This is a genomic window from Microcystis sp. M049S2 (genome assembly GCF_020245625.1).
Classification (GTDB): Bacteria; Cyanobacteriota; Cyanobacteriia; order Cyanobacteriales; family Microcystaceae; genus Microcystis; species Microcystis ichthyoblabe_A.
Window position 1 is genome coordinate 1 of record NZ_JADBUN010000272.1, and the last position, 14051, is coordinate 14051.

Genomic DNA, 14051 nt, shown 5'->3' on the forward strand with positions numbered 1-14051 from the left:
ATTGTTGTTTATAGATAGCTAAAGCCTGTTTGTAGAGGGGTTCTGCTTCGCTGTATCTTCCTTGGGACTCGTAAAGTCCTGCCAAGTTATTGAGACTTAGTGCGGTATCGGGATGGTTGTCTCCTAATTGTTGTTTCTTGATAGCTAAAGCTTGTTTGTAGAGGGGTTCTGCTTCGCTGTATCTTCCTTGGGACTTGTAAAGTGATGCCAAGTTATTGAGACTGGCGGCAGTATCGGGATGATTGTCTCCTAATTGTTGTTTGATGATAGCTAAAGCTTGTTGGTAGAGGGGTTCGGCTTCACTGTATCTTCCTTGGGACTCGTAAAGTCCTGCCAAATTTCCGAGACTTCGTGCAGTATCGGGATGGTTGTCTCCTAATTGTTGTTTGCTGATAGCTAAGGCTTGTTTGAAGAGGGGTTCGGCTTCGCTATATCTTCCTTGAACTCTGTAAAGTGCAGCCAAATTGTTGAGACTGGTGGCGGTATCGGGATGGTTGTCTCCTAATTGTTGTTTGCTGATAGCTAAGTCTTCTTTTAAAAGGGGTTCGGCTTCACTGTATCTTCCTTGAGAATAGTAAAGTATTGCCAAATTGTTGAGACTTTGTGCGGTATCGGGATGGTTGTCTCCTAATTGTTGTTTCTTGATAGCTAAAGCCTGTTTGTAGAGGGGTTCGGCTTCGCTGTATCTTCCTTGAGATTCATAAAATAATATTAAATTGTTGAGACTGATGGCGGTATCGGGATGATTATCACCTAACTGTTGTTTCCTAATAGCTAAGTCTTCTTTATAAAAGGGTTCGGCTTCAGCGTATTTTTTTTGAGAAAAGTAAAATATTGCCAAATTATTGAGAATGGATGCAGTAGAGGGATGATTATCACCTAATTGTTGTTTATAGATAGCTAAGGCTTCTTTATAAAGGGGTTCGGCTTCGGCGTATCTTCCTTGAAATTCGTAAAGTCCAGCTAAATTATTGAGACTAGTAGCGGTATTAAGATGGTTCTCTCCTAGTACTTTTTTAAGGATAGCTAAAGCCTGTTCTGCTAAAGGAATTGCTTCATTATATTTCCCCTGTTGATCTAATTCAACTACCTGCTGAGTTAGCCTCTCAGCTTCGGCTAAGGCAATATCTCTTTCCGTTGCTTCCCGCCAACTCAAGACGTAACTACCGGATTCTTTCGCTTTAGCTGAATTGACAATAAGGGTGTAAGTTCCCGTTAAAGGTAGAGTCAAGACAATTCTGGCATTATTCTCATCTCCTCCATCATCATTCTCGGCAATCTTGTTATTATTGGGATCAAGCAAAATCAGATAAGCATCAAAATCCTTGCTAGTCAAATCAATAATTAACGGTTCTCCTGCTTTTCCTTGAAAAGTATGGACATTGAAATAACTCTCATCTTCCATGGTTTGGCTATTGCTATCTAACTTTCCTTCAATTGAGGAACTATTAGCTACACTAGACTCTGATTGCTGTGCTAAAGTTCTTTGTCCCACCGTTGGGGTTAAGATGATTCCCGATAATCCCATCACTCCCGCAACCGCAGCCGCCATCATCAATAATTTAACTTTCATCCTTACTCCCTCCTTAAAATGTCATTAATTGTTTTAGCCAATTCCTGAACCTGCGAAGTATCTCCTAACTGATTATAAGTCCCCTTCGCCTTGGTTAACCACTGTATCGCCTCATCCTTACTCCCCAAGAGACGATAAGCTGTTCCTAACCCCGCTTGTATCTCCGCTTGCACTGACAAATTCTGCGTATTTGTTGCCAGTTTTAACGCCTTTTCATAAGGTTTTTTTGCCAACTGAGGCAACCCTATCTTAAGGTAAGTATCCCCTAACAGTTGATAAACCGTAGCAACCTGACTATTTTGCTTCACCAATCCTTCTAATACCTCAACCGCATCCCCATACAACCCATAACCTCGATAGAGATGCGCTAAAACTAACCCTGCTTCCTCTGGGGATAATTGCTGCTGTTGAACAGCTTTAACAGCATCTAAAACCGTTTTCTTCGTCTGTTCATCTAATACTGTAAACCCGACGTTTTCATCATCACGTCTAGAAGACGCACCATTATCAGCTTCTATGGTTACTCGATATCGCTTTCCTGCTTCCAGAGGAGGTTCACCGGGATAGACTATTTCAGTTTTATTTGTCTGCGTTTCCCAATTAACCCCATCTATTTTGATAGTATAATTAGTTGCACCCGGAACAGCATTCCACCGCAGTGGAGGACGATTGGTAATAATATTCGTTTCACGGGGAGTAATTAGGTAAGGTAATTTTGCTAAAACTTTCTCTTTATTTCCTGTTGGACGGAGGGTTGTATTATTACTATTGGGAAGTGAAATCACAGGATTTCCCCGAGGACAGCCACTAGAAACAATATACTTTCCTGTTTTAACCGTCCACTGCTTGAGATTACTACAATAAACCTTAACGGAAGCGTTAGCTGCCACTTCTAACTTATCATCAAAACTGAGGGTAAGTCCGACAGAAGCGGGAAGGGTTTTTTTCCATTGTGGTTTTTTAACGGTAACTTTCCCTTTTACCTCAAAAATCGTGTTAACTCCAACAGTGTTGCTAAAAGTCGCCGCCGGAAATCCTACCGTAATTAATATCAGGGAAATGGGGGTAAAGATTTTGAGAAATTTATTCATGACTAGAATCACTTGAGGTTTGGCTTTAATTAGGTTCGTTGTTGGACTTTAGTCATAATACGGTGCGCTGAAGCGCAACTATGAACTATTTCTTGACTGTTAATTTTATTGATACTAACTTATTTTTTCTATTTTATGTTGATTTATTATGGGGATGAACTAAATTCCATCGGAGTCCAATCACCAGAAATAATAAAACTTGCCCAGTAGAAGGGATGTTGATAGTTTTCACTCTTGAGCATTCCTAGTTGAATTTGCCGTAAGGCTTCACTGCGTCCTTCTCCTTTTATCAATCGTCCATAATAAGCTACCATTAAATCTTTAGTTGCTTGATCAGAAACGTTCCAAAGGCTAATTAATTGGCTTTCTGCCCCAGCAATGACAAAGGCTCGACGCAGACCATAAATCCCTTCACCTACGCTAATATCCCCTAAACCTGTCTTAGAACCAGATAAAACTACTAATTTTGTTCCCACTAGATTGAGTCCAGTAATCTCCAAAGCAGTTAAAACCCCATCATCTCCTGCACTTTGACCGATTGTAACTCCTGCTAAAATTAACCCAGAACGCAATAAAGGATTCTCAATAACATTGCGTTCACCCTGTAGGGGCGAATTGCGTTCGCCCGGATTACGTTCTGGTTTAATAAAAAAACTATGAGTAGCGATGTGGAGAATATGCGGTTTTTTCGCTTGTTTGACGGCGTTTTCTGTGGCTTGAGAACCAGTTAAAACAGTGGCTTGAGGTAAGATATTTTTAATCGCTTTAGCTTCTTCCTCTGTACCCGGAAGACCGGGAAAAGTAAACTCAGACAGAATGAGAGCGACTTTTTTCCCTGCTTTACCGTAGAAAGGATCAGCTACAATAAGCGGAGATTGTTGACTGGCAAATTTATCTTTAAGGCGCAGTAAATCCCGTCCAGAAGTGAGGTAAGTAATATGATAATTTTCCACTAAGTATTGATTATTTTCATCTACTAAAGCTTCAAAAGGAATTAAATTAAGTGCAGCATCAGGAGAAAGGAGAATTGTTTTAGTATTGCCTAATAATTGACGGATAGGCTGCATCAATGTTTCATCAAGTTGACGCGCTGATTTTTGCAGTTGAGGAAGAGGAGTTTCTGCGTCTGCAAGATTGTCACGAAAGTAAATTAATTTGTCGTCAATCGGTTTAGCTTCCCCTAAATCCTTGGCTTTGATGTCACCATTGGGATAGAGAATATAAACAGCATAACGAGGATTGCCAAAACGTTGATTTTCAGGCGCTTTAGGATTAAAAGGTCGATAGCGGACTATTTCAACTAAAGCAGCATCAGCAGGGATTAGCTTTTGAATCCCTTCCAGGGTAATGGGTTGGGATAGGCTACGAAATTCGGCACTACGACGACTAATTTGGTCTTCAAGTTGTTTGGCTTTGGTGTCGAGTTCGGCGAGTTTTTGGCGGTAAATTTCGGGGGAGGGAAAATCTTCTAGTTTCTCGAAGATGAGGTTAGCGTATTGGGTGCGGGTGGCGATGAATTGGGTTAATAATTCCTGACTTTGGGGATCATTAACTTGTTGGCGCAGGATTTGTAGGCTATTGGATAGAACGTCGAGGATGCGTCCTTTACGCTGCAAGATGGTTTTGAGTGCGAGACGAGTTGCTTCTGAGTTATTAGGTATGGATTGAAGAGATCGGGAAATAACTGTATCAATCGTACCAGAATAAATTGCTATATAAGCCTGTTTTTGGAATTCATCACCTGCAATTAGGTTTTGAGAAAAGTTATATTCTTCTACCTGAAGTCCTTGACTGAACAATTCATCGGCTTCTGGGTATTTTCCTTGGTTCCAGTACAGAGTCGCTAGGTTATTAAGAGTTTGTGCCACATCAGGATGGTTGTTTCCTAACTGTTGCTTGAATATAAATAAAGCTTCTTTGTAGAGGGGTTCAGCTTCGCTGTATCTTCCTTGAGACTGGTAAAGTCCAGCCAAATTGTTGAGACTTTGTGCGGTATCGGGATGGTTGTCTCCTAATTGTTGTTTCCTGATAGCTAAAGACTGTTTTAAAAGAGGTTCAGCTTCACTGTATCTTCCTTGGGATAGGTAAAGTTCTGCTAGGTTGTTGAGACTTTGAGCGACATCAGGATGGTTGTCTCCTAACTGTTGTTTCCTGATAGCTAAAGACTGTTTTAAAAGAGTTTCAGCTTCACTGCATCTTCCTTGGATACGGTAAAGGAATGCCAAATTGTTGAGACTGGTGGCGGTAGAGGGATGGTTGTCTCCTAACTGTTGCTTGAATATATCTAAAGCCTCTTTGTAGAGGGGTTCAGCTTCACTGTATCTTCCTTGGGATAGGTAAAGTTCTGCTAGATTGTTGAGACTTTGAGCGACATCAGGATGGTTGTCTCCTAATTGTTGTTTCCTGATAGCTAAAGACTGTTTTAAAAGAGGTTCAGCTTCACTGTATCTTCCTTGGATACGGTAAAAGAATGCCAAATTGTTGAGACTGGCGGCGGTAGAGGGATGGTTGTTTCCTAACTGTTGCTTGAATATAAATAAGGCTTCTTTGTAGAGGGGTTCGGCTTCGCTGTATCTTCCTTGATACTGGTAAAGGAATGCCAAATTATTGAGACTGGTGGCGGTAGAGGGATGGTTGTCTCCTAACTGTTGCTTGAATATATCTAAAGCCTCTTTGTAGAGGGGTTCAGCTTCACTGTATCTTCCTTGAGATAGGTAAAGTTCTGCTAGGTTGTTGAGACTTTGAGCGACATCAGGATGGTTGTCTCCTAATTGTTGTTTCCTGATAGCTAAAGACTGTTTTAAAATAGGTTCAGCTTCACTGTATCTTCCTTGGGATAGGTAAAGTTCTGCTAGGTTGTTGAGACTTTGAGCGACATCAGGATGGTTGTCTCCTAACTGTTGTTTGCTGATAGCTAAGGCTTCTTTGTAGAGGGGTCCGGCTTCGCTGTATCTTCCTTGAGAATCGTAAAGTGCAGCCAAATTGTTGAGAATGGCGACGGTAAGGGGATGGTTGTCTCCTAATTGTTGTTTGCTGATAGCTAAGGCTTCTTTGTAGAGGGGTTCGGCTTCACTGTATCTTCCTTGGATACGGTAAAGTTCTGCCAAATTGTTGAGACTGGCGGCGGTATCGGGATGGTTGTCTCCTAATTTTTGTTTCCTGATAGTTAAGGCTTGTTTTAAGAGGGGTTCGGCTTCGCCATACCTACCTAATACACTATAGAGAGCAGCCAAGTTATTGATGTTTGAACTTTCTGCAAGATGATCGCCAATCTTTCTACTCATATCTAAAGCTTGTTGATAGAAAGCGATTGCTTTTTCATACTCCCCTAAATTGGCATAATTTGCTCCTAAGTTATTGATGGATGAAATGTTTGATCTAGGACTAACTTTTTCTATAGAGATGCCAATACTCTGTGCAGTAGCTTGTAGTCGCTGATGAGTTAAAGTTATAGGACTAACTTTTTCTATAGAGATGCCAATACTCTGTGCAGTAGCTTGTAGTCGCTGATGAGTTAAAGTTAATTGCCTAACATCTACCTTCACAGTGACAAGAATACCAGAATCTCTTTCTGTAGGTACTTCGACTTGATTTCTGACTTCATCAAGTAAAGCAAGAGTTTGACTTACTGAATCTTTCACTGAATTGAGTTGAGTCTGTGCTTCTGATATTTGAGTCTGTGCTTCTGATAGTTGAGTCTGTGCTTCTGATAGTTGAGTCTGTGCTTCTGATAGTTGAGTCTGTGCTTCTAATAGTTGAGTCTGTGCTTGCTGTTTCTCTTCCCTTGCTATTTTGGACTCGTTTCGGGCATCTTGTGTGTTTTTGGTCGCTTCTGTAAATTGTTTCTCAACTTCTTGAACCTGTTGTTCTTTTGCTTTGATAGTGACTTGAGCTATTTCAGTAACTTGCTTTAGGTGCTTCTTTTCTGCAACTAAATTTTGATTAACTTGTTTCAATTTCTGTTCTGCTTCTAGCTGTAACTGTTTTGCTTTTTGTGCGTTTATGTCTGCCTGCTTTTTGTTAGTTTTAGTTTGCTCTAAACTGCGATTGAGACTGATTTTATCCTTATTAAGTTGGTCTTTATCTTGTTCAAGTTGTTTTTTTTCTCCCTCCGCTTCTTGTACATCCTGCCATGCTATTTTCAAATCATCTACCGCCTTTATCGAAATAGGAACGGCAATAGCAGCAATGGCAATAGCTCCCAATGCCCCCAACAAACTAAGCTTATTCCGTCGATTGGCTTTTTTGATGATTTTGTCGGATTCCTCCCTTGTTTCTAATAATGCTTGGTTCGCTGTTTCTAATTCTGTTTCCGCCTGTTCCCTCGCCGCAGTCAAAATCTGATTCGCTTCCGTTTCCGCCGCCAACCGCCTTTCCATATCCAGTTTTTCGACATCCTGGCTATCATCTAAAAAGCGTTCATCTTCTTTACTCAAACGCTTTCCTTTTGCCCAAGTCTCCGCATCTCTCAACGCCTGTCCCCGCAACAAAAACGACTCTTTCTGCTCCTCTTGTGCCTCCTGCCAAGCCTTAAACGCCTCCCCATAAAACCCCGGACGCAAATCCGCCAAAGCGCGAGCCACCCACTGCCCATTAAACACCTGCGCGTATATGGGGTTATAGACTTTCAACCTGCCCTCTCGCTTCACCACCAAACCCGTCAGCCGCAGTTGTATTTGCTCATAGCTCTCATCGGCAATGATCCCCCCTTCCTTTCTGGATGAGAGAGGCGGGGATGGGGAGAGGGGGGGGATGGGGAGAGGGGGGGGTTCAGCATCCAAAACTTGCTGATAAATCCCTAGCAGTCGCCCCCGCAGCCGTTCGTCACTGCGTAAAATCCTGTCTCGAATCGTTTTCAAATGCGGCGGCACGTCCTGCGCCTCCCAATTATCGATAAGCTGGCTCGTCACCACCTGCGCCACCAAATCTGGGGGCGATAGGCGCAAATCTGCCTCCTGCACTACCAAATTCAAGACCCGCTGCGTCAAAAACGGCTGTCCCCCCGTCCAATACAACACCGCTTGCAGCACCGCCTGCGGATCGTCCACCTTGCCCACCAAACCCTGCATCAACGGTTGAGCTTCCTGGAGTTGAAAGCCACTCATCTCCACCGCCCGACCGATATTAAACGCCAAACTATGCTTACTGACAATCAGATCGGAAGGTGTTGCCACCCCTAAAAACGCAAAAGTCAGCCGCCGATAACGCAGATCTTCCGCCCGCCGCTCAAAGAAAGAGCGAATCAGAATGAAAAAACCATCGGTATCAAACTTGAGACTGAGCAGGTTATCAATTTCTTCGACAAAAATGACGACATCTTGCGAGAGTTCTGCCAGCAATACGCGATCGATAAAATAAGTAAAGCGTTCGACCGCCGAAATCGACTGAGCCGCCAGATCCTTCCACCAACTCGAAAAATCGATTTTCTCTTGTAAATGCAAATCATCGATCAAGCGTTTTATGGTTCCGGCATACCACTGATCCTCGCTCAAACTGGTTCCCCGGGTTTGCGGGTCAATGACCGCACAAGCCACCCCCTCTGCCGCTAACTTCTGCATCACCCGCACCCGCAAACTAGACTTGCCCATCTGCCGCGAGTTAAAGACAAAACAATATTCTCCTGATTTCAGGCGATCGTACAATTCGCGATCAGCCTGTCGCTCTACATACCCACGATATTCGGCAGGTAAGCTCCCGCCTACTTGATAGCTAAAAGGAGTCGAGGAAGTTGGGTTTGTCATCTGATACCAAGTTGCTAAAAATATGTCCCAGAAAACGGATTTCTTTAAGAAACCCGTTTTCTAAGAGGTTAGGCGATCGCGTAGCCCGTGTAACCGCGTACATCCGCCGGATGAAAAGCGAGGACAATATCCTGCTGGGGAACACCCGCTGCCACTAGCTCATGGGTTACTCCGTCTTCGGTTTCATCTCGTTGTACCCAGATTTTCTCGTTGATAATATCCAAATGAATTAAACAGCCATGCACGCGAGTTTTGCGATCCCATCCGAGCGTCATCAAAAGATAGCTATCTCGAACTTCATCAAAAATCGGCTTACAAATCAATTCGCCGTGAGAATAAGGGATTTCAGTATAAGGAATCAAAACCGATTTAATAATATGACGATACTGATCTAATTTTTCCATTGCGAAATGACCTCCTTTTCAGCATCAAAAACAATAAACTTGAGATTTTCATCTTCGATTAAAATTTGTCCGATTGGCTCTTCAAAAAATGAATTATAAATCACATCTCTAATCGCCAAATCTAGTTTACAATAAAGTGTTTTTATTTAATTTCCTCCCAAGCGATCGCAAAAATACTGACGATAAAGATCGCAGCGAGGTTTCACATTATTATCAACCCGCACCACTAATCCCATACTGTCCAGTTTAAACGACTCCTCAGACCGCAAACGTACCGGCGCTTCAGAAGTAATAACCAATTTCATGGCTGCCCCCAGTTCAGGATAATCTTCCAAAGTCTTCAAATGTCCCCGCAGATAATCGCTGTAAATTCCCGCTTCTGTGGGAGCCGTCCGCAAAAATTCCGCCAAAGAAAGATCCCCCGCTGCAATGTGATAGAGTGCCGAGCGCACCATGTAGGGATGCCCTCCAATTAACCCCATAAATTGTTCGAGTTCCCCCTCTGTCCAAGTTAATCCGTGCCGTGCTACCAACTCCTGTACCTGTTCAGGCGTAAACTCTCCCAATTCGATGGGCAACCCCACATTAAAAGGCGATTGATTGATATCCCGTTGGGCATAGGACTCTTGAGAATGGACGATGATCAGCCGCAATTTCTGCCACAGTTTTTTAATCTTGGAACTTTCATGCCAGCCGCGCAATAATCCGCATAAATCCGTCTCGATATCTGCGTATTTAAAGATGCGATCAAAGTTATCGATCGCCAACACTAACGGGCGATCGTCCCCCTCTAATAAATACTTCTCAAAATAATCCGTACTGTTATCGTTCGCTCCAAAAATATCATCCCAATACTCTTCAATCTTGACCCTTACTCCTAGTGGTTTACCCACCGACGCACAAAACCACTGCATGAACTTGTCGAGATCGTCAAAGAACTTTTGATTGGTCTGTTCCAGATCGATCGTTACCGCACGATAGCCTAGTTGAGATGCTTGGGCAAGTACCTTCGCCATCAGGGACGATTTGCCCATATTGTGGGGCGATTTAATCCGAATCAGGGAGCCAGGCTTTTGAATTTCCTCATAGCACCGTTCTTCGTAAGGGGAAGTAATATAAAAGCGAGAGTCAATGCTAACTTGTCCTTCTGGAGATTCCAAGCTAATTTCCTGTTGTATCTTGTCTGGAGTAACTGTTGGCTTGAGGGGTTCCGATTGCGTTGGCATCTCAGTGGCTTTTGCGGATTGTTGCGGCTCTGGCAAGACAGTGGGCTGTTTGTCAGTTAACACTGTCGCCATTTCCATTGCCGCGTGGCGAATCCCCTTAGCAATATTTAAAAACGCCTCACCCCGATTACTCCAAGTCGTCACAGGCTTGGCATTTTTTGGCAAAGCTTGCAACTTACCAAAAGGCGCACCACTCCAATCCACCGGCTTCAAAATAATCGGAATCACCCGCGCCTCCCCCGCATCATGCCGTGCGATCGCCCGTTCCATTTCAAGATCATAACAGTAGTCAGAAGCGATAAAGTTTTCACTAATCAACAACAGAATAATCTCGGCTGAATTGAGATTTTCATCAATGGCTTGTTTCCACTCTGTTCCAGCACTAATTTTGCGATCGTGCCATGATTTAATCACTCCCTGTCTTTGTAATGACGCGAGGTGAAGTCCCAAAGTTTCCCGCAGTTTCTCATCCCGGTGAGAGTAAGAAATAAATACATCGAGCGGTGTGGATGATATGTCTGGATTAGGTAAAATCATGGCTCTCAGTTTTACGATTTCAGAAAACGGTTTTTTTCAAACTATTGATTTCAGAAAACGGGTTTTTTGAAAAAACCCGTTTTCTCGTCTAACTTGTTATACTATACTACTACAACTTAAAACCTCACCATTCCCTAATCTTCCCTGCGGGGTTGGAGACAAGCTTTGCACCCTCACTGAAGGAGTAATTTCCCACTTCCGCTCGCAACTATAGAATTAGCTATAATAAAATTACCACAGGTATCATCTTCATATTTCTGGAAACTATATGACCTTAAAACAATTAGACCGAATTACTTTTAACTCCAAAATTATGGCAGGTCAAGCCTGTATTCGAGGAATGCGTATTCCTGTTTCTTTAATTCTTAATCTACTTGCTAACGAAAAGCCGATAGAGGAAATATTAGAGGAATACCCTGACCTAGAAAGAGAAGATATTCACCAATGTTTATTATATGCTTCTTGGTTAGCCAGAGAACAAGTTCATCATTTTGAATTAATCGAGTAATGGAGATAGAGTTTCTAGCCGATATGGGGATTTCTCTGCGTACAGTCTCATGGTTAAGAGAACAAGGTTATGATGTCGTTCATCTTCGAGATGAAGGCTTACAAACTTTATCTGATCAGGAAATTCTTGCCAAAGCAAAAAGAGAAAAGCGGATAATTTTAACTGTCGATCTAGATTTTTCTCAACTTCTCGCTATTAGTGGTGATAATTTACCAAGTGTCATCCTATTCCGTTTAGGCAATGAAAACTACAATCTAATTAATCAGCGTTTAACTATAGTTTTACGAGATTGTACAAAAGCATTAAAGACGGGAGCAATTGTGTCAGTGACAGATCGTATTTTTCGGATTAGACTTTTATCAATTTAAGATTTTTGCTTTATAGCGTTCATGGAGTCTTCCCGTTAATTCCATCTTAAATATTGTGTTCCAAAAGCGAACACCTTTATTATTGAGGACAAATTATAACATTGGCAAATAATCTCCGTGTCCTCTGTGTCTCTGTGGTTAATTCCCCTCGATAATCTCCGTACCTCGCTCCAACTTGAAAATGCTATAATAAAAGTAACCTATTATCACTAAGGAACCTTTAATCATGACTAACTTAAACAATCATTCAACCTCTAACACATCCGAAGAGCCTGAGTTATCAATGGAAGAACTCGATGCTAAATGGGATGCACTAGAAAATGACCCAGAATTTCGCAAAAAACCTTTTTGGCAAAGAATTGTTGAGATTGGTAACGTTGTTCCCCAATCAGAATGGCGAAAACACTTTCCCAGAGACTTTGCGCGTAACGCGGAACATTATATGTACGGCGCACCGAGAGAAGATGAGGAAAAATAACAAACACAGAACTAACGTCAATTCAAAGTTAGAATATATGTAGTAAACTAATCCCACTAAATGATTATGAATCCCCCAAACAATCCCACTCGCACAGAAGAAATTCCGACAATAGAGGAACTGCCGACAATAGCTGAATTACAAGCAAAATTCGCTCAACTTCAAGCTGATCCCGAATTCCGCAAAAAACCTTTTTGGCAAAGAATTGCAGAAATTGGCGCACTTGTTCCCCAGTCAGAATGGCGAAAACACTTACCTACAGACTTTGCGCGTAATTTTGAACACTATATGTACGGCGCACCAAGAGAAGATGAGGAAGAATGAGAAAAATTTTCTTAGATACATCCTATTTGCAAGCACTCGCTGATTATAGAGACAATCTCCATGAACTTGCCACACTAATGACAGTAAGACTAGGAAAATTTACAGGAATTACTAGCGAAATGATTTTGACAGAATTACTTAACGCATTGTCAGGAAGAGGAGATTATCTACGCCAATCTGCTATTAACTTAACCAACGATTTGAAAAACGATTCTACTATAGAAATCATTCCCCAAACCAGTGAACAATTTCAGCAGGCTTTTGATTTTTATCAAAGACGATTAGATAAAGGTTATAGCTTAACTGATTGTGCTTCCATGCAGATTATGAGACAACTGGAAATCTCTGAAATATTAACCTTTGATAAGCATTTTCAGCAAGAAGGATTTAGCGCATTACTCAGAGAATAGTCACTAAACTTTACTTCACTTTAATTTTTTCCTCGCTTCATATAACCATTGCTCCTCCTCCGTATTAATTTCCCTCCCTTGAGCTAAATTAAGACATTTACGCCAATTTTCCTGAGATAATTTCTTGTCTTCTTTTTCTAAAAGTTGAGCATAAATACAAAAAGCAGCACCGGGATTGCGGATAAATTTCTGATAAGCTGGATTTTCAGCGATACCAATAGCAACTAAAAGATTAGGAACTGCATCTTCACTGCGATTTTGCTTAAATCTGGCCCAGCCTAGATTTTTATAAATACTATATTTTTGTAATGCTAAATTGCGTTTCTCCTCTTCAGTAAATTGGTCTAGTTTTTCATCTTTTTCTGCTAATAATCTCTTGGCTTTTTCCAGTAACTCTACTGCTTCTGCATTCTTATTATCTCGCAGATACCAATAAGCGAGATTATTATAAGCATCTATAAAACCACCTTTTGCCGCAATTAAATAGTGTTTCTTCCCATTAGTCAAATCCTGTAACTCTTCATAAAGTGTTGCTAACTTATAATGAGCATCTAGATTATCTGGATCTAACTCAATCGCTTTTAAATACTTCTCTTCGGCTGAAGCTAAATTAGGAAATTCTTGACTTGCTGGCGGAGGAGATTGTAAACGGTTGCCTTCTTGCTTATAAAGCTCAGAAAACCAAGAGAAATGTAACCAAATGCTTAATAGTAAGGCAAAAATTATTACTGTTACCAAAAACTGTACTTTTTCATGCCAATATTCAGCAATCCTCAGAAATTTCATTAACTTAACAAAACTCTTTTGTCGCTCCTGTGTCAGCGCATTTTGAGCCTGTAACAAAGAAATAAAAGTCGAAAATATCACACCCCCTACTTCTAGCAAACCTGAACCACCACTAAGAAACCGAGTGGCAATCGTTCCGATTAATGTAAAATTAACCCCTAATAAAACCAGTTTACCGCTTCTCAATAGCCAATCAAAGCGATTGCAAGGATGCAGAGATTCCCTACTTTCTAAATGCCACCACCAAGCCTGAGCAGACATAGGTAAAGTCTCCCGATATTCAGCTAAGTCAAGAACTTGAGTAATTTTGTAGCTTTTCTGTTTTAATCTATTATCTTGTTCGATTAATTTTGACGACATATCAACCGAAATTTCCGCCTCAGCTTCCATTTGTTTATTAAGAGCATCTCTGGCGGCAATAATTTCTAAAGCCTGTGCTTTTTTCAGAGATTTATTATGAGAAGTATCTAAATAATTTAGAGCATTCTGGTAACGCTCTAAAGCAACTTGAAAGGGTGTCGGCACAGGTGCAGGAGAATTCATATTATACAATCCTAAAAGTTTAGTTTCTTTCACTGTTTGAGGGTAAAAAATACTCCAGCAAA

12 protein-coding genes are annotated in these 14051 nt (G+C 41.5%); 5 read left to right on the forward strand and 7 right to left on the reverse strand.

The features are described 5' to 3' along the window. The 6 genes from IM496_RS20870 to IM496_RS20895 form a co-directional block, all read right to left on the reverse strand. Nucleotides 1-1573 (reverse strand): tetratricopeptide repeat protein (locus IM496_RS20870; RefSeq protein ID WP_287663142.1); only part of this gene is annotated, 1573 nt, incomplete at its 3' end. Nucleotides 1574-1575: 2 nt separating this feature from the next. Beyond that, nucleotides 1576-2664, reverse strand: a complete 1089-nt coding sequence (locus IM496_RS20875; protein ID WP_287663144.1) for a tetratricopeptide repeat protein — start codon at nucleotides 2662-2664, stop codon at nucleotides 1576-1578. A gap of 146 nt (nucleotides 2665-2810) precedes the next feature. After that, the gene (locus tag IM496_RS20880) at nucleotides 2811-8405 is read right to left on the reverse strand and encodes a tetratricopeptide repeat protein (RefSeq protein WP_287663146.1); all 5595 of its coding nucleotides are present in this window, start codon (nucleotides 8403-8405) and stop codon (nucleotides 2811-2813) included. 68 nt (nucleotides 8406-8473) lie between these two features. Then, complete coding sequence (locus IM496_RS20885) at nucleotides 8474-8809, reverse strand: XisI protein (RefSeq protein WP_002754817.1); 336 nt, start codon at nucleotides 8807-8809, stop codon at nucleotides 8474-8476. Further along, the gene (locus IM496_RS20890; protein ID WP_002761389.1) at nucleotides 8797-8928 is read right to left on the reverse strand and encodes an element excision factor XisH family protein; all 132 of its coding nucleotides are present in this window, start codon (nucleotides 8926-8928) and stop codon (nucleotides 8797-8799) included. The genes IM496_RS20885 and IM496_RS20890 overlap by 13 nt, the downstream gene beginning before the upstream one ends. 27 nt (nucleotides 8929-8955) lie before the next feature. Next, complete coding sequence (locus tag IM496_RS20895) at nucleotides 8956-10572, reverse strand: AAA-like domain-containing protein (RefSeq protein WP_193979608.1); 1617 nt, start codon at nucleotides 10570-10572, stop codon at nucleotides 8956-8958. A 268-nt stretch (nucleotides 10573-10840) separates the two neighbouring features. Here IM496_RS20895 and IM496_RS20900 point away from each other — a divergent pair, with 268 nt between their 5' ends. The 5 genes from IM496_RS20900 (at nucleotide 10841) to IM496_RS20920 (ending at nucleotide 12660) form a co-directional block, all read left to right on the forward strand. Continuing rightward, nucleotides 10841-11080: a DUF433 domain-containing protein gene (locus IM496_RS20900; RefSeq protein WP_002736820.1), complete on the forward strand. Its 240-nt coding sequence runs from the start codon at nucleotides 10841-10843 to the stop codon at nucleotides 11078-11080. After that, on the forward strand, nucleotides 11080-11448 hold the full coding sequence (locus tag IM496_RS20905) for a DUF5615 family PIN-like protein (RefSeq protein ID WP_002774374.1): 369 nt from the start codon (nucleotides 11080-11082) through the stop codon (nucleotides 11446-11448). Before IM496_RS20900 ends, IM496_RS20905 begins: the two co-directional genes overlap by 1 nt. 226 nt (nucleotides 11449-11674) lie before the next feature. After that, nucleotides 11675-11926 (forward strand): hypothetical protein, encoded by a 252-nt coding sequence (locus IM496_RS20910; protein WP_103112432.1) that lies wholly within the window; start codon nucleotides 11675-11677, stop codon nucleotides 11924-11926. Nucleotides 11927-11986: 60 nt separating this feature from the next. After that, nucleotides 11987-12250, forward strand: a complete 264-nt coding sequence (locus IM496_RS20915) for a hypothetical protein (protein WP_002766985.1) — start codon at nucleotides 11987-11989, stop codon at nucleotides 12248-12250. Beyond that, the gene (locus IM496_RS20920; protein ID WP_271935268.1) at nucleotides 12247-12660 is read left to right on the forward strand and encodes a type II toxin-antitoxin system VapC family toxin; all 414 of its coding nucleotides are present in this window, start codon (nucleotides 12247-12249) and stop codon (nucleotides 12658-12660) included. Before IM496_RS20915 ends, IM496_RS20920 begins: the two co-directional genes overlap by 4 nt. A 15-nt stretch (nucleotides 12661-12675) precedes the next feature. Here the strand turns inward: IM496_RS20920 and IM496_RS20925 are convergent, their stop codons facing one another. Next, a complete protein-coding gene (locus tag IM496_RS20925; RefSeq protein WP_353737651.1) occupies nucleotides 12676-13989 on the reverse strand; it encodes a tetratricopeptide repeat protein in 1314 nt (437 codons plus the stop codon). Nucleotides 13990-14051: the final 62 nt, after the last annotated feature.

Coding starts and splice junctions, on each gene's coding strand:
- IM496_RS20915 (WP_002766985.1), top strand. CDS start 11,987: ATGATTATGAATCCCCCAAACAATCCCACTCGCACAGAAGAAATTCCG.
- IM496_RS20925 (WP_353737651.1), bottom strand. CDS start 13,989: ATGAATTCTCCTGCACCTGTGCCGACACCCTTTCAAGTTGCTTTAGAG.
- IM496_RS20905 (WP_002774374.1), top strand. CDS start 11,080: ATGGAGATAGAGTTTCTAGCCGATATGGGGATTTCTCTGCGTACAGTC.
- IM496_RS20895 (WP_193979608.1), bottom strand. CDS start 10,572: ATGATTTTACCTAATCCAGACATATCATCCACACCGCTCGATGTATTT.
- IM496_RS20875 (WP_287663144.1), bottom strand. CDS start 2,664: ATGAATAAATTTCTCAAAATCTTTACCCCCATTTCCCTGATATTAATT.
- IM496_RS20885 (WP_002754817.1), bottom strand. CDS start 8,809: ATGGAAAAATTAGATCAGTATCGTCATATTATTAAATCGGTTTTGATT.
- IM496_RS20920 (WP_271935268.1), top strand. CDS start 12,247: ATGAGAAAAATTTTCTTAGATACATCCTATTTGCAAGCACTCGCTGAT.
- IM496_RS20910 (WP_103112432.1), top strand. CDS start 11,675: ATGACTAACTTAAACAATCATTCAACCTCTAACACATCCGAAGAGCCT.
- IM496_RS20900 (WP_002736820.1), top strand. CDS start 10,841: ATGACCTTAAAACAATTAGACCGAATTACTTTTAACTCCAAAATTATG.
- IM496_RS20880 (WP_287663146.1), bottom strand. CDS start 8,405: ATGACAAACCCAACTTCCTCGACTCCTTTTAGCTATCAAGTAGGCGGG.